Source organism: Burkholderia sp. SCN-KJ (genome assembly GCF_024656005.1).
In the GTDB taxonomy this organism is placed as follows: Bacteria; Pseudomonadota; Gammaproteobacteria; order Burkholderiales; family Burkholderiaceae; genus Burkholderia.
The window spans coordinates 31,010-57,767 of the sequence record NZ_JANKOG010000004.1; the positions used below are offsets into that span (position 1 = coordinate 31,010).

Annotated in this window: 25 protein-coding genes and 1 other RNA gene; 9 read left to right on the plus strand and 17 right to left on the minus strand. The window is 68.1% G+C overall.

Features of this window, described 5'->3' with window-relative positions; genetic code table 11:
* Positions 1–34: 34 nt before the first annotated feature.
* Positions 35–1,432 carry a 23S rRNA (uracil(1939)-C(5))-methyltransferase RlmD gene (gene rlmD, locus NQV17_RS08200; protein WP_257771306.1) on the minus strand — a complete coding sequence of 466 codons (1,398 nt, stop codon included), beginning with the start codon at positions 1,430–1,432 and terminating at the stop codon, positions 35–37.
* A 228-nt stretch (positions 1,433–1,660) separates the two neighbouring features.
* On the opposite strand from rlmD, the gene NQV17_RS08205 reads away from it, so the two are divergent.
* Positions 1,661–2,521 carry an endonuclease/exonuclease/phosphatase family protein gene (locus tag NQV17_RS08205; protein ID WP_257771308.1) on the plus strand — a complete coding sequence of 287 codons (861 nt, stop codon included), beginning with the start codon at positions 1,661–1,663 and terminating at the stop codon, positions 2,519–2,521.
* 27 nt (positions 2,522–2,548) lie between these two features.
* On the opposite strand, the gene NQV17_RS08210 is transcribed toward NQV17_RS08205, so the two are convergent.
* The 10 genes from NQV17_RS08210 to ffs all read right to left on the minus strand — a co-directional run bounded on the left by NQV17_RS08210 (position 2,549) and on the right by ffs (position 12,122).
* Positions 2,549–3,325: a 3'-5' exonuclease gene (locus NQV17_RS08210; RefSeq protein ID WP_044848977.1), complete on the minus strand. Its 777-nt coding sequence runs from the start codon at positions 3,323–3,325 to the stop codon at positions 2,549–2,551.
* 3 nt (positions 3,326–3,328) lie between these two features.
* Positions 3,329–4,414 carry an RNA polymerase sigma factor RpoS gene (gene rpoS / locus NQV17_RS08215; RefSeq protein WP_257771311.1) on the minus strand — a complete coding sequence of 362 codons (1,086 nt, stop codon included), beginning with the start codon at positions 4,412–4,414 and terminating at the stop codon, positions 3,329–3,331.
* An 11-nt stretch (positions 4,415–4,425) separates the two neighbouring features.
* The gene (locus tag NQV17_RS08220; protein WP_044848976.1) at positions 4,426–5,307 is read right to left on the minus strand and encodes a peptidoglycan DD-metalloendopeptidase family protein; all 882 of its coding nucleotides are present in this window, start codon (positions 5,305–5,307) and stop codon (positions 4,426–4,428) included.
* Between the two features lie 5 nt (positions 5,308–5,312).
* Positions 5,313–6,242, minus strand: coding sequence for a protein-L-isoaspartate(D-aspartate) O-methyltransferase (locus NQV17_RS08225; protein ID WP_257771313.1), 930 nt, complete (start codon positions 6,240–6,242; stop codon positions 5,313–5,315).
* The gene (gene surE, locus NQV17_RS08230) at positions 6,239–7,000 is read right to left on the minus strand and encodes a 5'/3'-nucleotidase SurE (protein ID WP_124486298.1); all 762 of its coding nucleotides are present in this window, start codon (positions 6,998–7,000) and stop codon (positions 6,239–6,241) included. The genes NQV17_RS08225 and surE overlap by 4 nt, the downstream gene beginning before the upstream one ends.
* A 217-nt stretch (positions 7,001–7,217) precedes the next feature.
* The gene (locus tag NQV17_RS08235) at positions 7,218–8,423 is read right to left on the minus strand and encodes a CaiB/BaiF CoA-transferase family protein (protein WP_257771317.1); all 1,206 of its coding nucleotides are present in this window, start codon (positions 8,421–8,423) and stop codon (positions 7,218–7,220) included.
* A gap of 48 nt (positions 8,424–8,471) precedes the next feature.
* A complete protein-coding gene (gene recR, locus NQV17_RS08240; protein ID WP_044847271.1) occupies positions 8,472–9,068 on the minus strand; it encodes a recombination mediator RecR in 597 nt (198 codons plus the stop codon).
* Between the two features lie 31 nt (positions 9,069–9,099).
* Positions 9,100–9,426, minus strand: coding sequence for a YbaB/EbfC family nucleoid-associated protein (locus NQV17_RS08245; protein WP_006755698.1), 327 nt, complete (start codon positions 9,424–9,426; stop codon positions 9,100–9,102).
* Positions 9,427–9,520: 94 nt separating this feature from the next.
* Positions 9,521–11,896, minus strand: coding sequence for a DNA polymerase III subunit gamma/tau (locus tag NQV17_RS08250; RefSeq protein WP_257771322.1), 2,376 nt, complete (start codon positions 11,894–11,896; stop codon positions 9,521–9,523).
* Positions 11,897–12,023: 127 nt separating this feature from the next.
* Positions 12,024–12,122, minus strand: an RNA gene (ffs, locus tag NQV17_RS08255) — signal recognition particle sRNA small type.
* Between the two features lie 425 nt (positions 12,123–12,547).
* Between ffs and trxA the strand changes: the two genes are divergently transcribed.
* The 8 genes from trxA to NQV17_RS08295 all read left to right on the plus strand — a co-directional run bounded on the left by trxA (position 12,548) and on the right by NQV17_RS08295 (position 21,170).
* Positions 12,548–12,874, plus strand: coding sequence for a thioredoxin TrxA (gene trxA / locus NQV17_RS08260; protein WP_006402348.1), 327 nt, complete (start codon positions 12,548–12,550; stop codon positions 12,872–12,874).
* Between the two features lie 195 nt (positions 12,875–13,069).
* Positions 13,070–14,332 carry a transcription termination factor Rho gene (rho, locus tag NQV17_RS08265; RefSeq protein WP_006478662.1) on the plus strand — a complete coding sequence of 421 codons (1,263 nt, stop codon included), beginning with the start codon at positions 13,070–13,072 and terminating at the stop codon, positions 14,330–14,332.
* Positions 14,333–14,465: 133 nt separating this feature from the next.
* Entirely contained in the window at positions 14,466–14,966 is a 501-nt protein-coding gene (locus NQV17_RS08270; protein ID WP_257771326.1) for a MerR family transcriptional regulator, read from the plus strand.
* Positions 14,963–16,519, plus strand: coding sequence for an MFS transporter (locus NQV17_RS08275; RefSeq protein ID WP_257771328.1), 1,557 nt, complete (start codon positions 14,963–14,965; stop codon positions 16,517–16,519). Before NQV17_RS08270 ends, NQV17_RS08275 begins: the two co-directional genes overlap by 4 nt.
* 38 nt (positions 16,520–16,557) lie before the next feature.
* Entirely contained in the window at positions 16,558–17,388 is an 831-nt protein-coding gene (locus NQV17_RS08280) for a zinc-dependent peptidase (protein ID WP_257771330.1), read from the plus strand.
* A gap of 160 nt (positions 17,389–17,548) precedes the next feature.
* A complete protein-coding gene (locus NQV17_RS08285; RefSeq protein ID WP_040144297.1) occupies positions 17,549–17,812 on the plus strand; it encodes a type B 50S ribosomal protein L31 in 264 nt (87 codons plus the stop codon).
* 224 nt (positions 17,813–18,036) lie between these two features.
* A complete protein-coding gene (locus NQV17_RS08290; RefSeq protein ID WP_257771334.1) occupies positions 18,037–19,794 on the plus strand; it encodes a glycosyltransferase family 39 protein in 1,758 nt (585 codons plus the stop codon).
* A 2-nt stretch (positions 19,795–19,796) separates the two neighbouring features.
* Complete coding sequence (locus NQV17_RS08295) at positions 19,797–21,170, plus strand: MATE family efflux transporter (protein ID WP_257771336.1); 1,374 nt, start codon at positions 19,797–19,799, stop codon at positions 21,168–21,170.
* Here NQV17_RS08295 and lipA read toward each other — a convergent pair.
* The 6 genes from lipA to NQV17_RS08325 all read right to left on the minus strand — a co-directional run bounded on the left by lipA (position 21,167) and on the right by NQV17_RS08325 (position 26,593).
* Positions 21,167–22,132: a lipoyl synthase gene (gene lipA / locus NQV17_RS08300; protein ID WP_257771338.1), complete on the minus strand. Its 966-nt coding sequence runs from the start codon at positions 22,130–22,132 to the stop codon at positions 21,167–21,169. The genes NQV17_RS08295 and lipA overlap by 4 nt on opposite strands.
* Before the next feature lie 2 nt (positions 22,133–22,134).
* Positions 22,135–23,250, minus strand: coding sequence for an acetoin dehydrogenase dihydrolipoyllysine-residue acetyltransferase subunit (locus NQV17_RS08305; protein WP_257771342.1), 1,116 nt, complete (start codon positions 23,248–23,250; stop codon positions 22,135–22,137).
* Between the two features lie 4 nt (positions 23,251–23,254).
* Positions 23,255–24,259, minus strand: coding sequence for an alpha-ketoacid dehydrogenase subunit beta (locus tag NQV17_RS08310; RefSeq protein WP_044847261.1), 1,005 nt, complete (start codon positions 24,257–24,259; stop codon positions 23,255–23,257).
* 70 nt (positions 24,260–24,329) lie between these two features.
* Positions 24,330–25,313, minus strand: a complete 984-nt coding sequence (locus NQV17_RS08315; protein WP_044847260.1) for a thiamine pyrophosphate-dependent dehydrogenase E1 component subunit alpha — start codon at positions 25,311–25,313, stop codon at positions 24,330–24,332.
* 81 nt (positions 25,314–25,394) lie between these two features.
* Positions 25,395–25,547 (minus strand): hypothetical protein, encoded by a 153-nt coding sequence (locus tag NQV17_RS08320; RefSeq protein WP_257771345.1) that lies wholly within the window; start codon positions 25,545–25,547, stop codon positions 25,395–25,397.
* Positions 25,535–26,593 carry an ATP-NAD kinase family protein gene (locus NQV17_RS08325; RefSeq protein WP_257771347.1) on the minus strand — a complete coding sequence of 353 codons (1,059 nt, stop codon included), beginning with the start codon at positions 26,591–26,593 and terminating at the stop codon, positions 25,535–25,537. Before NQV17_RS08325 ends, NQV17_RS08320 begins: the two co-directional genes overlap by 13 nt.
* Positions 26,594–26,758: the final 165 nt, after the last annotated feature.

Sequence of the window (26,758 nt, forward strand, 5' to 3'; positions counted from 1 at the left end):
CCTCGGGCCGGTTTTTTTACGTCCGCCGCCCGGCTCAGTCGCGCTCGAACAGCGCGATCGATTCGACGTGCGACGTGTTCGGGAACATGTTCACGACGCCGGCGCCCTTCAGCCGGTAGCCGGCCTCGTGCACGAGCAGGCCTGCGTCGCGCGCGAGCGTCGACGGGTTGCACGACACGTAGACGATGCGCTTCGGCAGCGGGCCTGCGCCGCTCTGCGCGATTTCGGCCAGCGCCTTCGACACCGCGAGCGCGCCTTCGCGCGGCGGGTCGATCAGGAACTTGTCGAAGGCGCCGAGCGCACGCAGGTCGTCGCCCGTCACCTCGAACAGGTTCCGGCACGCGAACGTCGTATGGCCGTCGACGCCGTTCTCGCGCGCATTTGCGAGCGCGCGGGTCGTCAGCGTCTCGCTGCCTTCGATGCCCATCACCTCGCGCGACAGCCGCGCGAGCGGCAGCGTGAAGTTGCCGATCCCGCAGAACAGGTCGAGCACGCGATCGTCGCGTGACGGCGCGAGCAGGCGCAGCGCGCGCCCCACCAGCACGCGGTTGATCTGATGGTTGACCTGCGTGAAGTCGGTCGGCTTGAACGGCATGCGGATGCCGAACTCCGGCAGCGTATAGTCGAGCGGCACGTCGAGCGGATAGAACGGCGTCACCGTGTCCGGGCCCTTCGGCTGCAGCCAGAACTGCACCTTGTGCTCGTCGGCGAACGCGCGCAGCAGCGCTTCGTCGTCCGCATTGATCGGCTCCAGCACGCGCAGCACCAGTGCCGTGACTTGCGAACCGACCGCGAGCTCGATCTGCGGCATCCGGTCACGGATCGACAGCCCCTCGACCAGCCGCCGCAGCGGCACAAGCATCGCCGATACGTGCGGCGGCAGCACTTCGCAGCTCGTCATGTCGGCGACATAGCTGCTCTTCTTTTCATGGAACCCGACCAGCACGCCGCCCTTCTTCGCGACGTTGCGCACGGTCAGGCGCGCACGGTACCGGTAGCCCCACGACGGGCCGTGGATCGGCGTGAACATCGTCTCGGCGCGCAGCTTCGACAGGTGCCACAGGTTGTCCTCGAGCACGCGCTGCTTGATCGCGACCTGCGCGCGCATGTCGAGGTGCTGCATCGAGCAGCCGCCGCAGGTGCCGAAGAATTTGCATTTCGGCTCCGTGCGCAGCACGCTCGGGCGCAGAATGTCGACGACGGTCGCCTGCTCGTAGCTCGGCTTGCGACGGTAGCTCGAATAGGTCACGCGCTCGCCGGGCAGCGCACCCTCGACGAAGATCACCTTGCCCGGCGTGCCGTCCTCGGTCGCCGTGCGGCCGACACCGCGCGCTTCCATGTCGAGCGATTCGATCTCGAGAACCGGGGCAGGCCCGGGCGCGACGGGCGCATTTTTCGATTTGCGCGCAGAAGTGGGGACGGCTTCGGACACCAGCTTTTCCTGACAAAACGTTGAAGAAGGCGAGATTGTAGACGACGACAGCCCGCGTCGCCCGCTTTCGTGGCGCAAGCGTCGATACTGACGCGTCTGCCGCGCCGCGTCATGCAGGAACGGCCTGCAGGCCATCCGCCGCCGGCCCGCATGCGCGGCGTCTCGCGAGGTCAGCCGGCGGCACACGTTCTGCTCGCAACAGACTCAGGAGACTCGGGAGAATCGACCATGCGACTGATCGACTGGAACATCCAATGGGGTCGGGACGCCGACGGCGTCGTCGACCTCCCGCGCACGATCGCAGCCGCCCGCCGGCTCGGCGACTTCGACGTGCTGTGCCTGCAGGAAGTCACACGCGGTTTCGGCGCACTGCCCGGCCAGCCCGGCCCCGACCAGTTCGCCGAACTGGCGGCGTTGCTGCCCGGCTATACGATCGTCGAAGCGGTCGGCGCCGACCTGCCGCCGCTCGAGGCCGGCGCACCGCGCCGCCAGTTCGGCAATGCGATCGCGACCCGGCTGCCGATCGGGCGCGTGCTGCGCCAATTGCTGCCGTGGCCGGCCGACGCCGACGCGCCTTCCATGCCGCGCGTCGCGCTCGACGTCGAACTGGTGTTGCCGTCGGGTCGGCTGCGGGTCGTCACGACGCATCTGGAATTCTATTCAGCGCGCCAGCGACTCGCGCAGGTCGACGCATTGCACGCCCGGCACCGCGAAGCGTGTGCGCATGCGGACCAGCCTGCGCCGGCCGAAAATGCCACGGGGCCGTTCAGCGAGACCGGCCAGCCGCGTGATGCCATCCTCTGCGGCGACTTCAACAGCGCGTTCGGCAGCGACGCGTACCGGCGCATGCTCGAGCCGATCGCCGACGCACCGTCGTTCGTCGATGCGTGGATCGCCCGGCACCCGGGCCACACGCCGCCGCCGACCGCCGGCGTCTACGACACGGCGCAATGGTCCGACGGGCCGCTCGCATGCGACTTCGTGTTCGTGACCGATACGCTGCTGGCACGCGTCACGCGCTGCGAAATCGACGGCGACGCGCGCGAATCGGATCACCAGCCGGTCGTGCTCGAACTCGATCGAGATTGATCGCGGCCGCAACGCGGGCCGCCCGCGTCACGCGTCGAAACCAGCCAGGTATTCGGCCCAGTGCGACGCGGGCTCCTGCGCGAGCGAATTCTTCACGAGCAGGATCTCGTCCGCATATTCGCTCGGCGTCAGGCCGCCGCGCATCAGCTGGAACCGGCAATACAGCAGGTAGGTATTGACGACGTCCGTTTCGCAATAGTTGCGGATTTCCTCGATCCGGCCATCCTGGAACGCCGGCCACACCTGGCTGCCGTCCATTCCGAGCTTGCCCGGGAAGCCGCACAGCTTCGCGAGCGCGTCGAGCGGCGCATTCGCGCGCGCCTGATACATCGCGAGCACGTCCATCAGATCGGTGTGCCGCGAGTGATAACGCGAGATGTAGTTGTTCCACTTGAACTCGCGGTCGTCCTCGCCCAGATCCCAGTAGCGCGTCGCGGGGATCCCGTGTACGAGCGCACGGTAATGGAGCACCGGCAGATCGAAGCCGCCGCCGTTCCACGACACGAGCTGCGGCGTGTATTTCTCGATCACGCGATAGAACGACTGGACCAGCGTCGCCTCATTGTCCTGGGGTGTGCCCAGCGACCGAACGCGGAAACCGTTGTTGTCGCGGAACACGCAGGAGATCGCCGCGATGCGCTGCAGGTGATGCGGCAGGAAATCGCTGCCGGTCTTCTCGCGGCGCGCGGCGAACGCATGTTCGGCCACCGCGGCATCGTCCAGCGTCGCGGGCAGGTCTTCAAGACGGCGAATGCCGTCGACATCGGGAATGGTCTCGATGTCAAAAACGAGAATCGGTGTCATCAGTTACAGAACGGCGTCCTTGCGCACGCCATTGGAGGCAAAGAACCGCTTGAGGCGCACCAGCGCTTCCTGCTGGATCTGCCGCACGCGCTCGCGCGTGAGCCCCATCTCGTCGGCCAGCTCCTCGAGCGTGGCCGGTTCGATGTGGTTCAGGCCGAAGCGGCGCTCGATCACGTGCCGATGCTTGTCGGACAGCCGCGACAGCCATGCGCGCGTGAGCGTCTCGAGTTCGCGGTGCTGCACCTCCGCGTCGGGCGACCGGCTCTGGTCGTCGGGCAGCAGGTCGAGCAGGCTGCTCGCGGGATCGAGATCGAGCGGCGCGTCGAGCGATGCGGTGTGCTCGTTGAGCGCGAGGATGTCGGTGACTTCCTCGGCGGTCTTGCCGGTGAGATAGGCGATGTCGTCGATGCTGGCTTCACGGCGCTCGGCCGCCTCGCCCGTCGACATCGAATTCTTTTCGAGGTGGCGCTTCGCGCGCAGCACCTGGTTCAGTTCGCGGATCACGTGCACAGGCAGACGCACGGTGCGAGCCTGGTTCATGATCGCCCGCTCGATGCTCTGCCGGATCCACCACGTCGCGTAGGTCGAGAACCGAAAGCCACGCGTCGGATCGAATTTCTCGATCGCGTGCATCAGGCCGAGGTTGCCCTCCTCGATCAGGTCGAGCAGCGGCACGCCGCGGTTCAGGTAACCCTTCGCGATACTGACGACGAGACGCAGGTTGCGCTCGATCATCACCTGCCGCGCCTCGAATTCGCCGGCCTTCGCAAGACGCGAATAGCGCTGCTCCTCCTCGACGGTCAGGAGCGGCTTCACGCTGATACGGTTCAGGTAATGCTGGATCGTGTCGGCCGTGAGTTCGGCCTGCAGCAATGCGCGGAAATCGTCGACGTCGGGCGCGGCTTCCGCCCGGCCTTCGTGCTCGTCGTCGCCATCCGCTTCGGCGTCGCGTGCCTCGAGATCACGTTCGTTTTCCGCGACGTCGTCTTCGTCGTCCGTCGAAGCGCCAGCTCGCTCCACCGATGCTTGCGTGGCACGACTGATCTTCTCAGACTCGGCTTGCGGCTCGTGGCGCTTCGATTTCGGCATGGTCGTCTCGGTTATTGAGGCGGCAAATACTTCAGCGGATCGACAGGTTTACCCTGCCGGCGAACCTCGAAATGCAGCATCACGCGGTCGGCATCGCTGTTACCCATCTCGGCGATCTTCTGCCCCTTCGTTACCGCGTCCCCCTCTTTTACCATCAAAGCGCGATTGTGTGCATACGCCGTGAGGTAAGTTGCATCGTGTTTGATGATAATGAGGTTGCCATAGCCACGCAGGCCGTTGCCCGAGTAGACGACGCGGCCGTCGGCCGCCGCTTTCACGGCCTCGCCGGACGTGCCGCCGATATTGACGCCCTTGTTCTTCGCGTCGTCGAAACCGTTCAGCACCGGACCGCGCACGGGCCATGCGAACGTCACGGGGCCGCTCGGCGCGGCTGCCGTATCGCTCGATGCGGCGGCAGCCGGCGGCGTGCTCGCGGACGACGAGCCCGCGGCCGGCGTCGCGGGACCGCTGCTGAGCGGCGCGGTCGCGACGGCGGCGCCGGTGATCGGCGCGGCAGCCGGCGAGCCGGCAAGCGCGGCACCGCCCGGCGGCGCGACACGCAGCAGCTGGTCGACTTCGATCTGATTCGGGTTCGCCAGGTTGTTCCAGGTGGCGATGTCGCGATAGTTCTGCCCGTTCTCGAGCGCGATCCGGTACAGCGTATCGCCCGGTTTCACCCGGTAGAAGCCGGGCGGCGGCGGGCCGAGCGGCACTGCCGGCTGCGCGGCGGCGGTCGTGCCGAGCGATCCGGAGCGGTCGACGACGGGCGCGTTGTCGAGCCGCGTCGCACAGGCGGCCAGCAGCGTGGAGAACGCAGCCACACAGATCGCGCGCTGGGCGAACGTGAGCGGTTCCCTGGTTCGGTTGTTTTGCATCGCGCGCAACATACTCATCGGTTTCAAATCACTCCGGATTTTAAAGGGACAAAGAAAACGCGATCAAGCCGGGACTCCCGCCATTGCGCGTGCGCGACGCGCTCGACGAGCGTGAGCACCTGGGGCTGCCCGCTCTGCGCGCCGACCGGCGCGACGAGCCGCCCGCCGATCGCGAGCTGCTCGAGCAGCGCCTGCGGCACGTCGAGGCCTGCCGCCGCGATCACGATCGCGTCGAACGGGCCCGCGGACGGCAGGCCGACACGCCCGTCGCCGTAATGCAGACGGATGTTCGGCACGCGCAGCGGCCGCAGGTTCAGCTTCGCGCGCTCGTAGAGCGGCTTGATGCGTTCAATCGAATACACGTCGCGTGCCACGTGACTCAGCACCGCGGCCTGGTAGCCGCAACCGGTGCCGATCTCGAGGACGCGCTCGAGCGTGCGGCCGGCCATCGCGAGCTCGATCATGCGCGCGACGACCGACGGCTTTGAAATCGTTTGCTGGTGGCCGATCGGCAACGCGGCATCCTCGTACGCCTGCGTCGCGAGCCCGGCATCCACGAACAGGTGGCGCGGCACCGCGGCCATCGCATCCAGCACGCGCGCGTCGGTCACGCCGTTCGCGCGCAGGCGTTCGACCATGCGCTCGCGCACACGTTCCGACGTCAGCGCGAATGCACCGGCCGGCGCGACGCTCGGCGCCGCCGGCTTCGGCATCGCGGGCTTCAGCACGGTCGGCTTCGGTGCACTCGCCGGCTTCGCGGTGGCCGTGCCGGGCACCGTGCGTGCGACGCCCGCCTTCGCCGCCACCGGCTTCAGCACGGCAGCGGGCTTGTCGACGGCCTTCGGCACCGCGCTCGCCGCATGGCGTTCACCGGCCCGGCTCTCCGATTTGCGTGGCGCTCGCTTGAGATCTTCGAGCGCGAGCGGGAACCGCTTCGCGCGCTCGCCGCTCATGAAGCCCGCCCTCCTGCGCGCGCCCATTCGCGCGTTGCAGGCAGCATTTGCGTATGCGTGAGATCGAGCTGCAGCGGCGTGATCGAGACGAAACCGTTTGCGACGGCGTGGAAATCGGTGCCTTCGCTCGCGTCCAGCGCCGCACCCGCAGCGCCGATCCAGTAGACCGGCTCGCCGCGCGGGTCGGTCTGGCGAATCACCGGCTGGGACGGGTGACGCTTGCCGAGGCGCGTGACCTGCCAGCCTTTCAGTTCGTCGTACGGCAGATTCGGAATATTGACGTTCAGCAGCGGCTGACCGGGCAGCGGATGCGCGAGAAAGTGCTCGACGATTTCCGCGGCGACGCGCGCTGCATCCGCCAGATGCGCCCAGCCCTTGTCGGCCAGCGAAAACGCGATGGCCGGCACGCCGAACATGATGCCTTCGGTGGCGGCCGCAACTGTCCCTGAATAGAGCGTGTCTTCGCCCATGTTCTGGCCGTTGTTGATCCCGGACACGACGAGGTCGGGCCGCGCGTCGGCCATCCCGGTCAGCGCGACGTGCACCGAATCGGTCGGTGTGCCGTTCACGTAGAAGAAACCCGTATTCGTCGCGCGCTGCACCGACAGCGGCCGCGACAGCGTCAGGGAATTCGACGCGCCGCTGCAATTCTGCTCGGGCGCGATCACCGTGAGGTCGGCAAGCGGCTGCAGCGCGTCGCTGAGCGCGGCGAGACCGGGGGCGAGATAGCCGTCGTCGTTGCTGAGTAGGATTCGCATCCGGCGATTGTAACCGAGGAAAGATGGCGCGAGAGCGACAGTCCGGCGGGTGCGGACAGGCCCGCACCCACGACGCGCGCGCGGTGCGCCGCCGCATCGCTAGGCGGTGTTTGCAGGTGCGGGAAAACGCGGTGCCGCCCGGGTTTTCCCCCTCAACGGCCGCCGTGACGAGATACCCCGCCGGCAGACCTGACGCGCAGCGTCGAGCGCGCGGCGCTCAGATCGCGCCGGCCTCGCGCAGCGCGGCGATCGCCTGCGCGTCGTAGCCGAGACCGCGCAGCACCTCGTCCGTATGCTCGCCGAGTTCCGGCCCGAGCCAGCGTGTTTCGCCCGGCGTGCCGGACAGCTTCGGCGTGATGTTCGGCAGCGGAATGTCGGTGCCGTCGGCCAGCTTGAAACGCTGGATCATCTGCCGCGCGATGAACTGCGGATCGGTGAACATGTCGGCGGCGCTGTAGATGCGCCCGGCCGGCACGTCGGCCGCGTTGAGCACGGCCAGCGCGTCGTCGATCGTGCGCGGCGCGAGCCAAGCGGCGATCGCGTCGTCGATCTCCTGCGTGCGCGGCACGCGTCCGTCGTTGCGAGCGAGCGCGGGATCGTCGGCGAGGTCGTCGCGTTCGATTGCCTTCATCAGCCGCTTGAAGATCGGGTCGCTGTTGCCGCCGATCACGATGCTGCCGTCGCGGCACGCGTAGGTGTTCGACGGCACGATGCCCGGCAGCGACGCACCGGTGCGCTCGCGCACCATCCCGTACACGCCGTACTCGGGCACCACGCTTTCCATCATGTTGAACACCGCTTCGTACAGCGCAACGTCGACCACCTGCCCCGCGCCGCCGTTCACGTTGCGGTGGTGGAGCGCCATCATCGCGCCGATCACGCCGTGCAGCGCGGCGATCGAGTCGCCGATCGAGATGCCGATGCGCGGCGGCGGCAAATCGGGATAGCCGGTGATGTGGCGCAAGCCGCCCATCGATTCGGCGATCGCGCCGAAGCCGGGCCGGTCGCGGTACGGGCCGGTCTGCCCGTAACCGGACAGGCGCACCATCACGAGCCCGGGGTTGTCGGCCGACAGCACGTCGTAGCCGAGCCCGAGCTTCTCGAGCAGGCCCGGGCGGAAGTTTTCGATCACGATATCGGCCTCGCGCGCGAGTTGCCGCGCGATCGTCTTGCCGGCATCGGATTTCAGGTTGAGGGTGACCGACTTCTTGTTGCGCGCCTGGACCGACCACCACAGCGACGTGCCGCCCTGCTCCGGATGCAGCTTGCGCCACTTGCGCAGCGGGTCGCCGCCGTTCGGATCCTCGATCTTGATCACTTCCGCGCCGAATTCGGCAAAGAGGCGCGACGCGAACGGCCCCGCGATCAGCGTCCCGAATTCGAGCACTTTGACGCCCGCGAGCGGGCCCTGGCTGGTGCTCATGTGTCTCCCTGGCATGAGGAACGGCGCCGCCGGCCGGCGGCGCCCGGCTTACATCGTGCGGCGGTCGAGCATCGCGCGGGCGATGGTGCCCGCGTCGACGTATTCGAGTTCGCCGCCCACCGGCACGCCGCGCGCGAGGCGCGTGACCGCGAGCCCGCGCGCCTTCAGCGTCTGGCCGAGGTAGTGCGCGGTGGCTTCGCCCTCGTTCGTGAAGTTGGTCGCGAGCACGACCTCCTTGACGACACCGTCGGACGCGCGCCGCACGAGGCGGTCGAAATGGATTTCCTTCGGGCCGATCCCGTCGAGCGGGCTCAGCCGCCCCATCAGCACGAAATACAGCCCGCGGTACGTCATCGTCTGCTCGAGCATGATCTGGTCGGCCGGCGTCTCGACGACGCACAGCAGCGTCGGATCACGCTCCTCGTCGCTGCACACCTCGCAGATCTGCGCTTCCGTGAAGGTATTGCACTTCTCGCAGTGCTGCAGGTGCTCGGTCGCGAACAGCAGCGACCGGCCGAGCCGTTCCGCGCCCTCCCGATCGTGCTGCATCAGGTGGTACGCCATGCGTTGCGCGGATTTCGGCCCGACGCCGGGCAATACGCGCAACGCTTCGACGAGCGCGGACAGGGCGGACGGCTGTTTCATACGGCGGCTGAAAGCTGAACGGAGGCTGCGCTCAGAACGGCAGCTTGAAACCCGGGGGCAGCGGCAGGCCCGACGTCATGCCGCTCATCTTTTCCTGCGACGTCGCTTCGGCCTTGCGCACCGCGTCGTTGAACGCGGCCGCGACCAGATCCTCGAGCATGTCCTTGTCGTCCGCGAGCAGGCTCGGGTCGATCGCCACGCGACGCACTTCGTTGCGGCAGGTCATCGTCACCTTGACGAGGCCGGCACCCGACTGCCCTTCGACTTCGATCTGCGCAAGCTGCTCCTGCATCTTCTTCATGTTTTCCTGCATTTGCTGCGCTTGCTTCATCAGTCCGGCGAGGTTGCCTTTCAACATGGGAATACTCCTTCTTGATCGTGTGAAAACCGGCACGCGGCGCGTGCCGGTCGATGTGTGCGGGCGTGATTGTGCCTGTCGCGATGCGATTCGTTCAATGCAGTGTCGGCGGCGTGCCGTCCGGCGCCGGATCGGCGAGCGGCCGTACCGAGCCTTCGACGATACGCGCGCCGAAGTCACGCACGAGCTGCTGGACGAACGGATCGCCATGGATGTCCTGCTCTGCCTCGCGCTGGCGTGCCGCACGTGCAGCCGCATCGAGTGCCGCCGCGGTGCGCCGCGCGGGCCCGACCTCGACCGCGACCTCGACGGCCTTGCCGAGCGCATCGGCCAGGGCCGCCTTCAGTTTCGCGACCTGGGCGACGTCCGCATACTGCGGCACCGGCACGGACAGTTTCAACGTCGTCGCGTCGACGGCCGTCAGCTCGCTGTTGAACGCGAGCTGATACGCGACGCCCTTCAGCGGCAACCGCGCGGCCAGCGCCGGCCATTCGCCGTCGAAGCCGACCGGGTCGAGCGCGATCGCGGGCGGCAGCGGGCGCGTGTCGACCGGCGCGGACGGACGGGACTCCACTGCCTTCGGCGCAATGCGCACGTCGTCGGGGCCGCTGTCGAACACCGGCACGAAGCCGTCGTCCGCCGCACCGCCGAACATCTCGTCGGCGCTGAGCGGCACGTATTCGTCCGGCGGAATGTCTTCCCACGGCGGCGGGGCCTGGCGCGTGTCGGCAGCCTGCGGCGCGCGGGCCGCCGCGCGCGGCGTCGGTACCTGCACGGCAGGACGTGATGCCGCCGGCTTTTCGACGGCCGGCTGGGCCGCCGCCGGCTTGGGCGCGGCGCCCGCACGCGCGCGGTCGGACGACACGCGCATGCCGGCGTTGCGCAGCACGTCGAGTGCGGCAGCCGCACCGCCGCGGGCAGACGGGCGCGCGGCGGGTTCGGCCGGCGCAGCACGCGGCGCCGGTTCGGCAGGCGGCACAGGTTCGTCGTTGCGCTTGGCGGCGGCAACCGGCGGTTCAGGTTCGTTGCGGACGGCCGGCGGTGCATCGCTCGGCGGTACCGCCTGAGGTGCCGGGATCGCTTGCGGCTGCGGTGCGGCCGGCGCTGCGGTCGCAGCCGATGTTGCCGCGGATACAGATTCAGATGCCGGTGTCGAAACAGCCTTCACTGCCGGCGCAATCGCCGCATCGTCGGTCTGGACCGCTGCCGGACGCGCAGCGGGCGCAGCCGCTTGCGGACGTGCGGCCGCCACGGCTGCCGGCTGCGGCGCCGACGACCTGGGTGCCGCAGCCGACGCAACGGCAGCGGCCGCACGCGGCGCGGATGCTGGTGCAGGCACGGCACGCGGCACGGCCGGCTGACCTCCCGGCGCACTGCCGGCACCGACGGCCGGCTCGAACGCGAGCATCCGCAGCAACGTCATGGTGAAGCCGGCGTATTCGTCCGGCGCAAGGCCGAGCTCCGCGCGCCCGACCGTCGCGATCTGATAGAACAGCTGCACCTGCTCGGGGCTCAGCGTCTCCGCGAAGCGGCGCAGATCGGCCGCTTCCGGCCATTCGTCGAGCACCGAGCCCGGCGCGAACTGCGCCCAGGCGATCCGGTGCAGCAGGCTCGCGAGATCCTGCAGCGCGGTGGAAAAGGACAGGCTGCGCAGCGACATCTCGTCGGCGATCGCGAGGATCTCCGGACCGTTGCCGGCCGCGAGCGCATCGAGCAGGCGCACCATGTAAGTCTGGTCGAGCGCGCCGAGCATGCCCGACACCGCCGATTCGGTCACTTCGTTCGCCGAGTACGCGATCGCCTGGTCGGTCAGCGACAGCGCATCGCGCATGCTGCCCTGCGCGGCGCGCGCGAGCAGACGCAGCGCCTGCTGCTCGAACGAGATCCGCTCTTCGCCGAGGATCCGCTCGAGGTGCGACACGATGTGCCCGGCCGGCATCTGCTTCAGGTTGAACTGCAGGCAGCGCGACAGCACGGTGACGGGAATCTTTTGCGGATCGGTGGTCGCGAGGATGAACTTGACGTGCGGCGGCGGCTCCTCGAGCGTCTTCAGCATCGCGTTGAACGCGTGGTTCGTCAGCATGTGCACTTCGTCGATCATGTAGACCTTGAAGCGCGCATCGACGGGCGCGTACACCGCGCGCTCGAGCAGCGCGGCCATTTCGTCGACGCCGCGGTTGCTCGCGGCATCCATTTCGACGTAGTCGACGAAGCGGCCTTCGTCGATCTCGCGGCACGCGCGGCACACGCCGCACGGCTGCGACGTGACGCCGGTTTCACAGTTGAGCGCCTTCGCGAAGATCCGCGACAGCGTCGTCTTGCCGACGCCGCGGGTTCCGGTAAACAGATAGGCGTGATGGAGACGCCCGCCGTCGAGCGCGTGCGTGAGCGCCCTGACGACGTGCTCCTGGCCGACGAGCGAAGCGAAATCCTTCGGACGCCACTTGCGTGCGAGAACTTGATAGGTCATCGGGAAATTGTATCAGTAACGCTGCGTCGCGCCGACACGCGAAACGGTGCGGAAAACGGGCAAGACGCAGGTAAAACGGAGAATGACGCAGAAATAAAAAACGCCCGGCGAACGGGGCGAGAGGAAAGGTGACGAGCCCGACCCTCGGCACTGGCAGAAAACGATTGTGGCTGCTTCGTTCCCGACCTGACCAGGTTCACCGCCCCACCATGCGAGGAGGCCCGTCACGGCATATTCTATCACCGCTTCCGGCCAAATGCGACCGTTTGTTCGCAACAATGCGCACGATCGAGCAAACCGGCGCGCGTACGGGCTTGTCCATCCGGCGCGAACGGGCGCGAACGGGCGGACAGATTCCGGGATAGATTCCGTGGCTCTTGTATTTTGCGAGCCGGCCTCCACGTTCGGATCGCAACGGTCGAACGGCGCGTCGTACCCCTACTCGCGTAGCGGCTACTATCGCCGCCCGCAGCAGATAGCAATTTAGGCTAATATGACGCCCGAACGACCCGCGAGCCGCGCCAAGCAGCGCTTACGCCCCTCCTTCCGGAGAGCGGAGTGACCTGCCGCAGCGGCCGGCAGCCGACAGGCCGCCGGAGCGCCGCAACGCGCCAAGCAGGCAGTCCCCGAACCGTAAGAGGTATTGACCCAATGAGCGAACAGATCAAACACATCAGCGACGCATCGTTCGAACAGGACGTCGTCAAATCCGACAAGCCCGTGCTCGTCGACTTCTGGGCCGAATGGTGCGGCCCGTGCAAGATGATCGCCCCGATCCTCGACGAAGTCGCGAAGGACTACGGCGACAAGCTGCAGATCGCGAAGATCAACGTCGACGACAACCAGGCAACGCCCGCGAAGTTCGGCGTGCGCGGCATCCCGACGCTGATCCTGTTCAAGAACGGCGCGGCCGCCGCACAGAAGGTCGGTGCGCTGTCGAAGTCGCAACTCACCGCATTCCTGGACAGCCACCTGTAATACCGGCCGTTGCGCGGACGTGTTGTCAACCGACAACACGTCCGCCGTCAAGCCGCCGCTCGGCCGCTCAGGCGCGAATCGGCGTATGCTAGAATCAAAAAACGTCTACAAGACGCATTAAGTCTCAGAGCGCCTCCGCTCGCCCCTCCTCCCTTATTTCTTTTCGTCGCTTCTCCTCCCTGGCGGGTTCTCCGTATGCATTTATCCGAGCTCAAGTCTCTGCACGTGTCCGAACTGATCGAAATGGCCAATGGCCTGGAGATCGAAAACGCGAACCGCCTGCGCAAGCAGGAGCTGATGTTCGCCATTCTCAAAAAGCGCGCCAAGACGGGAGAGACGATCTTCGGCGACGGTACGCTCGAAGTGCTGCCGGACGGCTTCGGCTTCCTGCGCTCGCCGGAAATGTCGTACCTCGCGAGCACCGACGACATCTACATCAGCCCGTCGCAGATCCGCCGCTTCAACCTGCACACCGGCGACACCATCGAAGGTGAAGTCCGCACGCCGAAGGACGGCGAGCGCTACTTCGCGCTGGTGAAGGTCGACAAAGTCAACGGGCAGCCGCCCGAGGCCTCGAAACACAAGATCATGTTCGAGAACCTCACGCCGCTGCACCCGAACAAGCCGCTGTCGCTCGAACGCGAAATGCGCGGCGAAGAAAACGTCACGGGCCGCATCATCGACATGATCGCGCCGATCGGCAAGGGCCAGCGCGGCCTGCTGGTGGCGTCGCCGAAGTCGGGCAAGACCGTGATGCTCCAGCACATCGCACACGCGATCAAGCAGAACCATCCGGACGTGATCCTGTTCGTGCTGCTGATCGACGAGCGCCCCGAAGAAGTGACCGAAATGCAGCGCTCGGTCGCCGGCGAAGTGATCGCATCGACCTTCGACGAACCGGCCACGCGTCACGTGCAGGTCGCCGAAATGGTGATCGAGAAGGCCAAGCGCCTCGTCGAAATGAAGCACGACGTCGTGATCCTGCTCGACTCGATCACGCGTCTCGCCCGCGCCTACAACACCGTGATCCCGGCGTCGGGCAAGGTGCTGACGGGCGGTGTCGACGCGAACGCGCTGCAGCGTCCGAAGCGCTTCTTCGGCGCCGCGCGCAACATCGAGGAAGGCGGCTCGCTGACGATCATCGGCACCGCGCTGATCGAGACCGGCAGCCGCATGGACGACGTGATCTACGAAGAGTTCAAGGGCACCGGCAACATGGAAGTGCACCTCGAGCGCCGTCTCGCGGAAAAGCGCGTCTATCCGTCGATCAACCTGAACAAGTCGGGCACGCGCCGCGAAGAAATGCTGATCAAGCCCGAGATCCTGCAAAAGATCTGGGTGCTGCGCAAGTTCATCCACGACATGGACGAAGTCGAGGCGATGGAGTTCCTGCTCGACAAGATCCGCCAGACGAAGAGCAATTCCGAGTTCTTCGACCTGATGCGCCGCGGCGGCTGATCGCCCTCGCCCCGCACCGAACGGCCGCCCGCGCGTTTCGCCCGGCGGCCGTTTTTTCGCGCCAACCTGTACGTGAACGTACAGGTTGATCTATAATCGCGCCATCGTCCCGACCGAAGCCCCTGCCATCCCGATGCCGAACGACGCCTCCCCCTCGCTGCTGACCGTGAGCGACGCCGCGTCGCGGCTCGGCGTCACGCCGCGCACGCTGAAGTACTACGAAGAGCGCGGACTCGTCACGCCGTCGCGCAGCGGCGGCCGCTATCGCCTGTACGACGAAGCCGATCTCGAACGCTTCGCCCGCATCCTGCGGCTGCGCGCGCTCGGCTTTTCGTTGCACGGCATCACCGAGATGCTCAAGCGCCCGCTGGAAGAAACGGGCGATGGCCGGCGCCGCTATTCGGACGCATCGTTGCGCGAGATCCGCGCGGGGCTCGCCGAACAGATCGACACGCTCGACCAGCGGATCGCGGCCGTCCAGCGCGAACTGAAGGAAGCGGTCGCGCTGCGCAAGGAACTGCAGCACGACATCGACTACGTCGAACGGCGCCTCGCCGGCGAAAACCCCGACGCGCTGATCGCGCAACGGCGGGCCGAAGCCGGCGCGCGGCGTACGCGCAAGGACCGCGAATGAACGTCGCGCCGGGTCGCTCGCCGCTCTGGAGCCGCGCGAACCTGCGCGCGGACCTGTTCCCGTGGGCGCTCGCGCTCGTCACCGGCATCGACTATTTCGACAACGCGGCCTTCTCGTTCTTCGCGAGCTACATCGCGGGTGGCGTCAACGCATCGCCCGACGAACTCGTGTGGTCGTCGAGCGCGTATGCGGTCACGGCCGTGCTCGGCATCCTGCAGCAGCAATGGTGGGTCGACCGCCTCGGGCATCGCCGCTACGTCGCCGGCTGCATGCTGTTGTTCTCGTTCGGCGCGATCGCGGCCGCGCTCGCCGACACGTCGCTCGAACTCGCGTTCGCGCGCGGCTTCCAGGGCTATTTCATCGGCCCGATGATGGGCGCCTGCCGGATCCTGATCCAGGTCAGCTTCAAGCCGCAGGAGCGGCCGCCCGCCACACGCGCGTTCCTGATCATGATCCTGCTCGGCAGCGCGCTCGCGCCGATCGTCGGCGGGCTGCTCGTCGCGCATTCGACATGGCGCGCGCTGTTCGCCTGCACCGCGCCCGCGGGCATCGCGTTCGCGATCCTCGCGCTGCTCACGCTCCCCGATTCCGGCAGGACACCCGACGACGAACGCGGCTCCGGGCATTTCTGGCCATACGTCGTGTTCGCGCTCGCGCAAGGCGCGCTGCAGATCGTGCTGCAGCAGGTGCACTACCAGCTCTACAGCGGCTCGCCGATGCTGATCCTGCTGACGATCGCCGGCCTCGGCGCGCTCGCGTGGTTCGCCCATCACCAGTGGAACCATCCGACGCCGCTCGTGCGGCTGCACGCGTTTCGCGAACGCACGTTCCAGATCGGGCTGCTGCTGTACATGTTCTATTACTACGAGACGACCGGCTTCAGCTACCTGACCTCGCGCCTGCTCGAAGGCGGGCTCGGCTATCCGGTCGAGAACGCCGGGCGCCTGGTCGGCACGATGTCGCTGATCTCGGCCACCGCGCTGTTCGCGTACCTGCGCCATGCGAAGCGCGTCACGCACAAGAAATGGTTCGTCGTGCCGGGGTTCGCGATCGCTGCCACCGCCGCGCTGTGGATGACGCGGATGACGCCCCAGGTCGGCGAGGCCGCGCTGATCGTCCCGCTGCTGCTGCGGGGGCTGTTGCTGCTGTTCATCGTGCTGCCGGTCGCGAACCTGACGTTCCGCATCTTCGCGATCGACGAGTACACGCACGGCTACCGGCTGAAGAACATCGTGCGGCAATTGACGATCTCGTTCGCGACGTCGTCGGTGATCATCGTCGAGCAACACCGGCTGGCCCTGCACCAGACGCGGCTCGTCGAGCGCGCGAACGTGTTCGATCCGCTGTTCCAGCAGACCGTCGACGCCCTCACGCGCGGTTATGCGGCCGCCGGCCATGCACTGAACGACGCGCACGCGCTCGCGATCGCATCGATCGCGCGGATGGTCGCGCAACAGGCGTCGTTCCTCGCGTCGCTCGACGGTTTCTATTTCCTCGCGGGTGTCGCGCTGGTCGGCGGCCTGTTCGCGGCATGGCAAAAAGAGATCGATTGAGTTAAAAGACAGGCTTTGGATTTCCTCGCGCTGCTTCCATGCTCTCGAAACTGACCCGCTGGTTCGACGACCGCCGCCGCGACCGCGCGCTGCGCAGCCATCCGATTCCCGATGCGCTGTGGCAGGACACCGTCGCACGCCTGCCGTTCCTCGCTGCGCTGACGCCCGGCGACCTGGGCCGCCTGCGCGAGCTGACGAGCCTGTTCATCGCGAAGAAATCTTTTTCGACCGCGCACGGGCTCGAGCTGACCGACGAGATGATCGTTGCGATCGCCGCGCAGGCGTGCCTGCCCGTGCTGAATCTCGATCTGTCGCTGTACGACGGCTGGGTCGGCGTCGTCGTGTATCCGGGCGAATTCGTGATCCGCAAGACCGTGCAGGACGAGGACGGCGTCGTCCATGAAGTCGAGCAGGACGCGAGCGGCGAAGCGTGGGAAGGCGGGCCGGTGATCCTGTCGTGGGAAGACGCGCAGATGACGGACGGCCGCGACGCGTACAATGTCGTGATCCACGAGTTCGCGCACAAGATCGACATGGTCAACGGCGAAGCCGACGGGTATCCGCCCCTCTTTCGTCGCTGGCACGCGCCGCACCTCGACGCGCAGGCGTGGGCCGACGTGTTCGAGCACGCGTACGACCAGTTCTGCGCGCGCGTCGATGCGGTGCCGGATCGCGCGTGGGCGCGCTTCGAGCGCGACTCGCTGATCGATCCCTATGCGGCCGATCACCCGTCGGAGTTCTTCGCGGTGTGCAGCGAGGCGCTGTTCGTGCGGCCGCGCGCGTTCGAGTCCGAATTTCCGGAGCTCTACCGGCTGCTCGCCCGCTACTATCGGCAGGATCCGGCCCGTACCGGCGCCCTCGACGCGTGATGAAAATTATTCGTCAACCGTCTGATTTTCTGGCATAATCCCCGTTTTTCGACCTTAGGCAAGTGGCTCGCGCCGGGCTTGACGGCGGCCGAATCGCGCAAATGCGCGCGGTCCGGCACGGCAAGCGGCGGGTTGGCTACCGCTCTCACCAAGGAACATCATGAAACCTGGCATTCACCCGGACTACCGCGAAGTCGTCTTCCAAGACATGTCGAACGGCTTCAAGTTCATCACGCGCTCGACGATCCAGACGCGTGAAACCATCGAACACGAAGGCAAGACCTACCCGCTCGCCAAGATCGAAGTGTCGTCGGAATCGCACTCGTTCTACACGGGCCAGCAAAAGATCATGGACACGGCAGGCCGTGTCGAGAAGTTCAAGAACAAGTTCGGCGCACGCGCCAGCGGCAAGGTCGCGAAGTAAGCTTCGCACCGATCCGGTGGCTGCAGTGCACCGGTACCGCACGAAAGGGCAGCCCAGGCTGCCCTTTTTTGTCGCCGCTCGCCGGGACAACACCGCACGACGGCCGCGGCCGGGCAATCGTCTGACGCGCAACGGCCGGCGCGTCTACAATGCCGGATGCTCGAATCCGCGCCGTCGGCACATGACCGCACCGGCCGCCCGCCCATAACAAATCGCTCATCTGCATGAAGCCTGTCGTTCGCCTCACCGCCTCCGCCACGCGCGCGCTGCCGCGCTGGCTGCTGCTCACGCTCTGCCTCGTCTACGCGGCGTTCGGCCTGTTCGGCCGCGACCCGTGGAAGAACGAGGACGCGGCGGGCTTCGGCGTGATGTGGACGATGGCCACCGGCGGCTGGCACGACTGGCTGCTGCCGAATCTCGTCGGCAAGTTCATCACGACCGACGGGCCGCTCGGCTACTGGCTCGGCGCGCTGTCGATCCGTGCGCTGGCGCCGTGGGTCGATGCGAGCAACGCGTCGCGCGTCGACACGGGCGTGCTGTTCTGCGTCGCGTGCGCGTTCGTCTGGTACGCGGCCTACCTGCTCGGCCGGCGTGCCGAGGTCCAGCCGTTCAAGTACGCATTCGGCGGCGAGCCGGAACCGCGCGACTACGGCCGCACGCTCGCCGACGGCGCGCTGCTGGTCCTCGTCGCGTGCTTCGGGCTCGCGGAGCGCGGCCACGAAACGACGCCGCAGCTCGCGCAGTTCGCGTGGATCGCGATGTTCGTGTACGGCATCGTGCGCGGCATCGACAAGCCGCTGCAGGGCGCGCTGTGGTGGGGCGTCGCGATCGGCCTCGTCGCGCTGTCCGGCAACCCGGTGCTGGTCGTCGCGCTGCTCGCCGGCACGGCCGCGCTGTGGCTCGTCACGCCGGAGATGCGCAACCTGCGCCTGCCGCTGATCGGCCTGCCGCTCGCGGCCGCGATCTTCGCGCTGTGGCCGCTCGCCGCCTTCCAGGGGGCGCCTGACGACGCCGCGTGGTTCTTCAACCAGTGGATCCACGGCAGCCTGATGCGCTTCTCGGGCCCGCCGACCGCGGTGCTCGCCTATGCGGCGAAGAACCTGCCGCTGTTTACGTGGCCCGCGTGGCCGCTCGCGATCTGGGCCTGGTGGAGCTGGGCAGGCATGCGCCGCCGCGCGCACATCGCGATTCCACTGTCGGTCGTGGTGCCGCTCGTCGCGCTCGTGATCCTGCAGAGCCAGCAGTCGAACCGCATGTACATGCTGTTGCTGCCGCCGCTCGCGGTGCTTGCCACCTTCGCGCTGCCGACCCTCAAGCGCGGCGCGATCAACGCGTTCGACTGGTTCGCGGTGCTGAGCTTCACGATCCTCGGCACCTTCGTGTGGCTCGTGTGGCTCGCGTCGCTCACCGGCTTCCCGCATCCGCTCGCGCGCAACCTCGCGCGCCTGGTGCCGGGCTACGAACCGCACTTCAAGATCCTGTCGTTCGTCTGCGCGGTGATCGTCACCGTGTGCTGGTGCCTGCTCGCGCGCTGGCGCGTCTCGCGCCAGCCGAAGGTGCTGTGGCGCAGCGTCGTGCTGTCGGGTGCGGGCACCACGCTGATGTGGGTGCTGCTGATGACGCTGTGGCTGCCGATCGTCAACTACGGCCGGACCTACCGCGACGTCGCGCAACAGATCGCGTCGCACCTGCCGAAAGACTATGAGTGCATCGCGCCCGTGCGGCTCGGCGATGCGCAGATCGCGACCTTCGCGTACTTCGGCGACATGCACTTCGAATTCTCGGGCGACTGCGACGTGATCCTGCGCCAGGACCGCTCCGACTTCGGCGAGCCGAGCGCGATGTCGCAATACGTGTGGCGTCTCGTATGGGAAGGCCGCCGCGTGGCCGACCGCGACGAGCGCTTCCGCCTGTACGAGCGCATCGAGCGGCCGGCGGCGCCCGTCAAGCGCCGTGGCCCGCGCCACCGGGCGGTCGATTGACGATGTTCGCCGACATCCGCCGGATCGTCGGCCTGGCGTGGCCGGTGCTCGTCGGCCAGCTCGCGATCATCGCGTTCGGCGTGATCGACACGGCGATGGTCGGCCGCTACTCGGCCATCGACCTGGCCGCACTCGGGCTCGGTTCGTCGATCTACGTGTCGGTCTACATCGGGTTGACGGGCATCCTGTCCGCGCTGCAGCCGATCACCGGGCAGCTGTACGGCGCGCGGCGCTACGCCGAGATCGGCGAGGAAGTCCGCCAGGCGCTGTGGCTCGCGCTGATGCTCGCGGTGCCCGGCTTCCTGCTGCTGCATTTTCCCGAACCGCTGCTGCACATCGCCCACGCGCCGCCCGCGTTGCACGACCGCACGGTCGATTACCTGCGAATCCTGTCGTACGGCCTGCCGGCGAGCCTCGTGTTCCGGATCTACAACGCGCTGACCAACGCGGCCGGCAAGCCGCGCCTCGCGATGATCCTGCAGGTCGGCGCGCTGCTGCTCAAGTTTCCGCTCAACGTGTGGTTCATCTTCGGCGGGCTCGGCGTGCCTGCGCTCGGCGGCCCCGGTTGCGGGCTCGCCAGTACGCTGATCAACTGGGCGCTCGCGCTGATCGGCTTCACGCTGCTCGCGAAGCTCGACGTGTTCTCGCCGCTTTCGATCTTCTCGCGCTTTTGCTGGCCCGTCTGGGCGCGCCAGAAGGCGATCCTGAAGCTCGGCGTGCCGATGGGCCTGTCGTACCTGATCGAGGTCACGTCGTACACGTGCATGGCGCTCTTCATCGCGCAGTTCGGCACGACGACGCTCGCCGGCCACCAGATCGCCGGCAACATCGGCGCGGTGCTGTACATGACGCCACTGTCGATCGGGGTCGCGGCGTCGACGCTGGTGGCCCGCGCGCTCGGCGCCGGCCGCCCGGACGAGGCGCGGCTGCTCGGCCGGCACAGCGTGATGCTCGCGTGCGGGATCGCGGCCGCGTACGGCGTGCTCGTGTTCACGCTGCGTCCGCTGATCGTCAGCGGCTACACGCCGAATCCGGCCGTGGCCGCCGCCGCGCTGCCGCTGGTCGCGATCGTCACCTGCTACCACTTCTTCGACGCGCTGCAGATCACGTCCGCCTTCGTGCTGCGCGCGTACAAGGTCGCGGTCGTGCCGACCGTGATCTATGCGGTCGCGCTGTGGGGCGTCGGACTCGGCGGCGGCTACGTGCTCGGCTTCGACGTCGGCGGCCTCGCCCCCGCCTGGCTGACCGGCGCGCGCGGCTTCTGGTTCGCGAACACGGTCAGCCTGATGCTGGCGGGCGCGGGCCTCGCGCTCTACCTGCGCCGCGTCAGCCGCGCGCAGCTGTCCGTCAGTGCAGACCCGCGGCCTGCGGTCTAAGCGTCCTCCAGCACGTCGGCCGCGTGATACGACGACCGCACGAGCGGCCCCGCGACGACTTCCCTGAAACCGAGCGCCAGCCCCTCGTCGCGCCACGCGGCGAACGCCTCGGGGCTCACGTAGCGTCGCACCGGCAGATGGTGCGCGGACGGCGCGAGATACTGGCCGAGCGTCAGCACGTCGACCTCGTGCGCGCGCAGGTCGCGCAGCGTGTCGCCCACCTCGTCGTCGCACTCGCCGAGCCCGAGCATCAAGCCCGATTTCGTCACGAGCGTCGGCCGCGCGGCCTTCGCGTGCGCGAGCAGTTCGAGCGAGCCGCGATAGTCGGCGCCCGGCCGCGCCGCCCGATACAGCGAAGGCACCGTCTCGATGTTGTGATTGAACACGTCCGGCCACGCCGACGACAACGCATCGAGCGCACGCGCGACGCGACCGCGGAAATCGGGCGTCAGCACCTCGACGCCGATGCCCGGCACGCTCGCGCGCACCGCCGCGATGCAGGCGGCGAAATGCGCGGCGCCGCCGTCGCGCAGGTCGTCGCGATCGACCGACGTGATCACGACGTAGCGCAGCCCGAGCGCCGCGACCGCGGCCGCGAGCCGCGCGGGCTCGTCGGGATCGAGCGGCTCGGGACGGCCGTGCGCGACGTCGCAGAACGGGCAGCGCCGCGTGCACAGCCCGCCCATGATCATGAAGGTCGCGGTGCGCTGCGCGAAGCATTCGCCGATGTTCGGGCACATCGCCTCCTCGCAGACGGAATGCAGCCGATGCTCGCGCAGCACGGCCGCCATGTCGGCGACCGCCCCGCTCATCATCGGCCGCGCCCGCAGCCACGGCGGCTTAGGCAGCGCCGCGCCGCCGGCGGGCTCGACGCGCACCGGAATGCGCGCGAGCTTGTCGCGGCTGCGCGCGCCCGGCTGGCCGAGCGCGGTGAGGCTGGGTCGTTCGAGCGCGGCGGTCATCGTCAGTCTCCGAGAAATGCGACGATCAGGCGGTTCACGTCGGCAGCCGCCTCCATCTGCACCATGTGGCCGCTGCCGGCGATCACCTCGGCCCGCACGCCGTCCGGCAAGCCCTGCGCGTGCCGCGCCGGAATCACCTGGTCGCGCTCGCCCCAGATCACGAGCGTGCGCGGCGCGAGCGACCCGACGCGGTCGCGGAACACGCGCCGCTGGGCCGCGCCGTCGAACGCGGCGCTCGCGATCTTCTCCAGCGCGGCCTGCACGCCTTCGAGCCGCTTGTACTTGACGAGGTCCTCGACCAGTTGCCGCGTGACGAGCGCGTGGTCCGCGAACAGCGCGCCGAGGTGCGACTTCAGCGTGTTGCGGCTGTTGCCGGCGACGAAGCCGTCGATGTAATCGCGGTTGATGTCGGCGCCGAGCCCCGCGCTCGCGATCAGCGTCAGCGATGCGACGCGCTCCGGCGCGCTGTCGGCCAACGTCATCGCCACCGCGCCGCCCATCGAATGGCCGATCAAGTGCGCGCGCTCGATGTGCTGCGCATCGAGCAGCGCGAGCACCGCATCGGCCAGTTCGTCGAGGCTGCCGGTGTCGACTGCCTTGCCCGACTCGCCGTGCCCCGGCAGATCGAGCGCCCAGACGGGCCGGTGCGCGGCGAGCTCCGCGTGGTTGAACAGCCAGTTGTTGAGGTCGCCGCCGAAGCCGTGGATCAGCACGGCGGGCGTGCCCGAACCGTCGCCGAGCTTCAGGAACCGGACCGTGCGTCCGCCGATCTGCGCCTTCTCGGGCTGCGGGCCGGCCGCGTCGTCGGCGGCCGCGGCCGGCACGAAATCGCGCTGGAATTCGGCGATCGCCGCGTCGATGTCGGCATCGCTCGCCTCGGCCGCGGCCACCACGCCGAGCAGCGCACCGACCGGCAGCGTCTCGCCCTCTTGCGCGACCTGCCGGCGCAGCGTGCCGTCGAACGCGCACTCGACGCCCGACGAGATCTTGTCGGTCTCGACGTCGAGCACTTCGTCGCCCTTCGTCACGCGCTCGCCGATCGCCTTCAGCCAGCCGTTGACCTGCCCCTGCTCCATCGACAGCCCCCACTTGGGCATCGTGATCATGTGAATCGACATCGTGTCAGCTCCTGGTCTTGAGTACCGCCTGCGCGATCGCGTCGGCGGACGGGATGTAAAGGTCTTCCAGCACGCCGGCGAACGGCGCGGGCGTATGCGGCGCGGTGACGAGCTCGATCGGCGCCTTGAGCGTCCGGAACGCGCGCTGTGCGACGAGCGCGGCGATGTCGGTCGCGATCGAGCAGCGCGGGTTCGCTTCATCGACCACCACCACCCGCCCGGTGCGCGCCGCGCTTTCGAGGATCGTTTCCTCGTCGAGCGGCGACGTCGTACGCAGGTCGATCACGTCGACGTGAATGCCGTCCTTCGCGAGCTTCGCGGCCGCGTCGGTCGCGAGATGCACCATCCGCCCGTACGTGACGATCGTCGCGTCGTCGCCTTCGCGCACGACGTTCGCCTCGCCGAACGGAATCGCATAGGATTCCTCAGGTACGTCGCCTTCGCGCGTGTAGAGCAGCTTGTGTTCGAGGAAGATCACCGGATCGTTGTCGCGGATCGACTGGATCAGCAGCCCCTTCGCGTCGTAAGGCGTCGACGGGCACACGACCTTCAGCCCCGGAATGTGCGTAAACAGCGACGTGAGCATCTGCGAATGCTGCGCGGCCGCGCGCAGGCCCGCGCCGTACATCGCGCGGATCACGACCGGCGTCACGGCCTTGCCGCCGAACATGTAGCGGAATTTCGCGGCCTGGTTGAAGATCTGGTCGAAGCACACGCCCATGAAATCGATGAACATCAGCTCCGCGACGGGCCGCATCCCGCACGCGGCCGCGCCGACCGCCGCGCCGATGTAGCCGCCTTCCGACAGCGGCGTATCGAGCACGCGGCCCGGAAACTTGTGAAACAGCCCCTTCGTCACGCCGAGCACGCCGCCCCATGCGTCGTCCTCGCCCGGCGCACCCGCGCCGCCCGCGTTGTCCTCGCCCATCACGATCACGCTGTCGTCGCGCGCCATTTCCTGCGCGAGCGCCTCGTTGATCGCCTGCGAATAAGTGATCTTCCTTGCCATGTCTGTCTCCTGGGATATTCGGTTCGCCGTGCCGGCCGCGCCGGCCGCTGGCGGCTGTGTCAGATCGCGCTCACGGATACGACACGTACACGTCGGTCAGCAGGTCGGCCGCGTCGGGCAGCGGCGCGGCCTTCGCCTGCGCGACCGCATCGTCGATCAGCGCCTTCACCTGCGCATCGACCGCGCGCAGATCGTCGGTCGTCAGCACCTCGGCACGCACGACGCGCGCTTCGAAATGCTTCAGGCAGTCCTTCTCGTCGCGCAGCTTCTGCACTTCGCCCGGCGCGCGGTAGGTCTGCGCATCGCCTTCGAAATGGCCGAAGTAGCGCGTGAACTTCACCTCGACGAGCGTCGGGCCGCCGCCGTTGCGCGCGCGCGCGACGGCTTCGCCGAGCGCCTCGTGCACCGCGAAGAAGTCGAAGCCGTCGACGATCACGCCCGGCATCCCGAAGCCGTTCGCGCGGTCGGCGATGTTGTCGGTCGCGACCGACCAGCTCGACGACGTCGCTTCCGCATAGCCGTTGTTCTCGGCCACGAAGATCGCCGGCAGGCGCCACACCGACGCGAGGTTCATCGATTCGAAGATCACGCCCTGGTTCGACGCGCCGTCGCCGAAGAAGCACACGCCGACGCCGCCGGTCTTCTTGTGCTTGGCCGCGAGCGCAGCGCCGCACACGAGCGGGCCGCCCGCGCCGACGATCCCGTTCGCGCCGAGCATCCCCATCGCGAGGTCGGCGATGTGCATCGAGCCGCCCTTGCCGTGGCAGACGCCCGTCTTCTTGCCGTAGATCTCGGCCATCATCCCGTGCACGTCGACGCCTTTCGCGATGCAGTGGCCGTGCCCGCGGTGCGTGGTGGCGACGTAGTCCGCAAGTCCGAGATGCAGCATCGTGCCGACCGCGGAGGCCTCCTCGCCCGCGTACAGGTGAACGAAGCCGGGGATTTCGCCGGTCGCGAACTCGACGTGCAGGCGCTCCTCGAATTCGCGGATCGTGCGCATCAGCCGGTAGGCGTCCAGCAGCGTGTCCCTGCTGAGCTGTGTCGAAACGGTCATGTGTGTCTCCTGGATAGGTCTGACTGCGAATGCCGCCGCGGCAATGCTGCGGCGACGGATTGCATGGCGGCCCTGCGGCCGTCAGTGAAACGTGAAGCGCCCGTCGACGCGCGCGGCCCGCATGCGCGCGATGACGACCGGTTCGTCGAAACGGGCTGTCATGGCGAAGTCTCCTTGTAGAAGGTTCGGAATCCGGTCGAAATGTCGTCGCGACGCCGCGATCAGAAGCGCCACGCGCCGGCATCGCGCAACAGCTGCCGCGACGACGCGTAACGCAGCGTGCGGCCGACGTCGACCGTCAGCGGCCCGCGCCAGTCGAGCGCGATCTCGTAGCGCTCGCCGCGTGCGACCTCGATCTCGCGCTCGCCGTCGAACGCGAGCGTGCCGTGCTCGAACGGGATCGTCTGCCACGCATTCGGCTCGAGCCGCTCGCAGCTGCGCATCACGACGCGATCGACGCGGCCGGGCGCGATCGGCGCGACGAGCGGCGTGCCGGCGGTCTTGCCGTCGGCGGCGAAGCGCATCGCGAGCCCGTGCGGCGCGCTGCGCTCGAGCGGTGCCCACGCGCCGCCGAGCGCGGACAGGCCGATGCCGTCCGGCTCCGCAAACGTCAGGTAGAGCGTGTCGATGTCGTCGGGCCCCGAGATCGCGCGCGCACCGATGAAGCGCTGGCGGGCCGCGCACACGTCGACGAGCGCGATCTCCTCGCGCCCCGCGTTCGCGCCCGCCGCGCAGCGCACGACGAGCCGCTTGTTGCGCGTGAACGCGACCTCCGCCGGCACGGCGCCGGTCGCGGCGAGTCCTGCCGCGACGCCCGCGACGGTCGCTTCGCGATGTTCGGGAAACGCATTGTTGGTGCCGGTGGACAGCGCGACGAGCGGCGTCGCGCCGCAATGCGCGGCGACCGCGCGATGCGTGCCGTCGCCGCCGAGCACGACGATCAGCGCGACTTCCATCCGGCGCATGTAGGCGGCACCGGCCTGCGTGTCGGCGACGGTGTCCGAGATCGGCAGGTCGACGAATTCGACGTCCGGCCAGCGCTCGTGCGGCGCGACCGCGCGATGCGTATCGAGCGCACGCATCAGCAGCGTCGCGATGCCCGTCTTGTCGCGCAAGGTCAGCACGCGCTCGACGCCCATCGCACCGAGGCCGGCGAGCAGGCGCACGACCATGTTGGCCTTTTCCGCCGTCGGGAATACGGATGCATGCGTCGTCAGGCGGCGAATGTCGCGCCCCGATGCGGGGTTCGCGATCACGCCGACGGTCACGGGCGTCGTCACGGGCTTGTCTCCATCCAGTGGACCGGCGCTCGCGCGCCGGCCTTGCATGTGTCGTCCGCCGTCATCGAGGGCAGCGGATCGTCGTCGCCGACGCGCTTGCGCCGGCTTGCCCGTGACATCTGCAAGCGGCGTGCCACCGTGTGTGCAATGACCGCGAAACCCGCG

What these genes read in the sequence shown, in the direction of transcription:
- NQV17_RS08205 (WP_257771308.1), top strand. Translation starts at nt 1,661, where the DNA reads ATGCGACTGATCGACTGGAACATCCAATGGGGTCGGGACGCCGACGGC.
- NQV17_RS08210 (WP_044848977.1), bottom strand. Translation starts at nt 3,325, where the DNA reads ATGACACCGATTCTCGTTTTTGACATCGAGACCATTCCCGATGTCGAC.
- rpoS (WP_257771311.1), bottom strand. Translation starts at nt 4,414, where the DNA reads ATGCCGAAATCGAAGCGCCACGAGCCGCAAGCCGAGTCTGAGAAGATC.
- NQV17_RS08220 (WP_044848976.1), bottom strand. Translation starts at nt 5,307, where the DNA reads ATGAGTATGTTGCGCGCGATGCAAAACAACCGAACCAGGGAACCGCTC.
- NQV17_RS08225 (WP_257771313.1), bottom strand. Translation starts at nt 6,242, where the DNA reads ATGAGCGGCGAGCGCGCGAAGCGGTTCCCGCTCGCGCTCGAAGATCTC.
- surE (WP_124486298.1), bottom strand. Translation starts at nt 7,000, where the DNA reads ATGCGAATCCTACTCAGCAACGACGACGGCTATCTCGCCCCCGGTCTC.
- NQV17_RS08235 (WP_257771317.1), bottom strand. Translation starts at nt 8,423, where the DNA reads ATGAGCACCAGCCAGGGCCCGCTCGCGGGCGTCAAAGTGCTCGAATTC.
- recR (WP_044847271.1), bottom strand. Translation starts at nt 9,068, where the DNA reads ATGAAACAGCCGTCCGCCCTGTCCGCGCTCGTCGAAGCGTTGCGCGTA.
- NQV17_RS08245 (WP_006755698.1), bottom strand. Translation starts at nt 9,426, where the DNA reads ATGTTGAAAGGCAACCTCGCCGGACTGATGAAGCAAGCGCAGCAAATG.
- NQV17_RS08250 (WP_257771322.1), bottom strand. Translation starts at nt 11,896, where the DNA reads ATGACCTATCAAGTTCTCGCACGCAAGTGGCGTCCGAAGGATTTCGCT.
- trxA (WP_006402348.1), top strand. Translation starts at nt 12,548, where the DNA reads ATGAGCGAACAGATCAAACACATCAGCGACGCATCGTTCGAACAGGAC.
- rho (WP_006478662.1), top strand. Translation starts at nt 13,070, where the DNA reads ATGCATTTATCCGAGCTCAAGTCTCTGCACGTGTCCGAACTGATCGAA.
- NQV17_RS08270 (WP_257771326.1), top strand. Translation starts at nt 14,466, where the DNA reads ATGCCGAACGACGCCTCCCCCTCGCTGCTGACCGTGAGCGACGCCGCG.
- NQV17_RS08275 (WP_257771328.1), top strand. Translation starts at nt 14,963, where the DNA reads ATGAACGTCGCGCCGGGTCGCTCGCCGCTCTGGAGCCGCGCGAACCTG.
- NQV17_RS08280 (WP_257771330.1), top strand. Translation starts at nt 16,558, where the DNA reads ATGCTCTCGAAACTGACCCGCTGGTTCGACGACCGCCGCCGCGACCGC.
- NQV17_RS08285 (WP_040144297.1), top strand. Translation starts at nt 17,549, where the DNA reads ATGAAACCTGGCATTCACCCGGACTACCGCGAAGTCGTCTTCCAAGAC.
- NQV17_RS08290 (WP_257771334.1), top strand. Translation starts at nt 18,037, where the DNA reads ATGAAGCCTGTCGTTCGCCTCACCGCCTCCGCCACGCGCGCGCTGCCG.
- NQV17_RS08295 (WP_257771336.1), top strand. Translation starts at nt 19,797, where the DNA reads ATGTTCGCCGACATCCGCCGGATCGTCGGCCTGGCGTGGCCGGTGCTC.
- lipA (WP_257771338.1), bottom strand. Translation starts at nt 22,132, where the DNA reads ATGACCGCCGCGCTCGAACGACCCAGCCTCACCGCGCTCGGCCAGCCG.
- NQV17_RS08305 (WP_257771342.1), bottom strand. Translation starts at nt 23,250, where the DNA reads ATGTCGATTCACATGATCACGATGCCCAAGTGGGGGCTGTCGATGGAG.
- NQV17_RS08310 (WP_044847261.1), bottom strand. Translation starts at nt 24,259, where the DNA reads ATGGCAAGGAAGATCACTTATTCGCAGGCGATCAACGAGGCGCTCGCG.
- NQV17_RS08315 (WP_044847260.1), bottom strand. Translation starts at nt 25,313, where the DNA reads ATGACCGTTTCGACACAGCTCAGCAGGGACACGCTGCTGGACGCCTAC.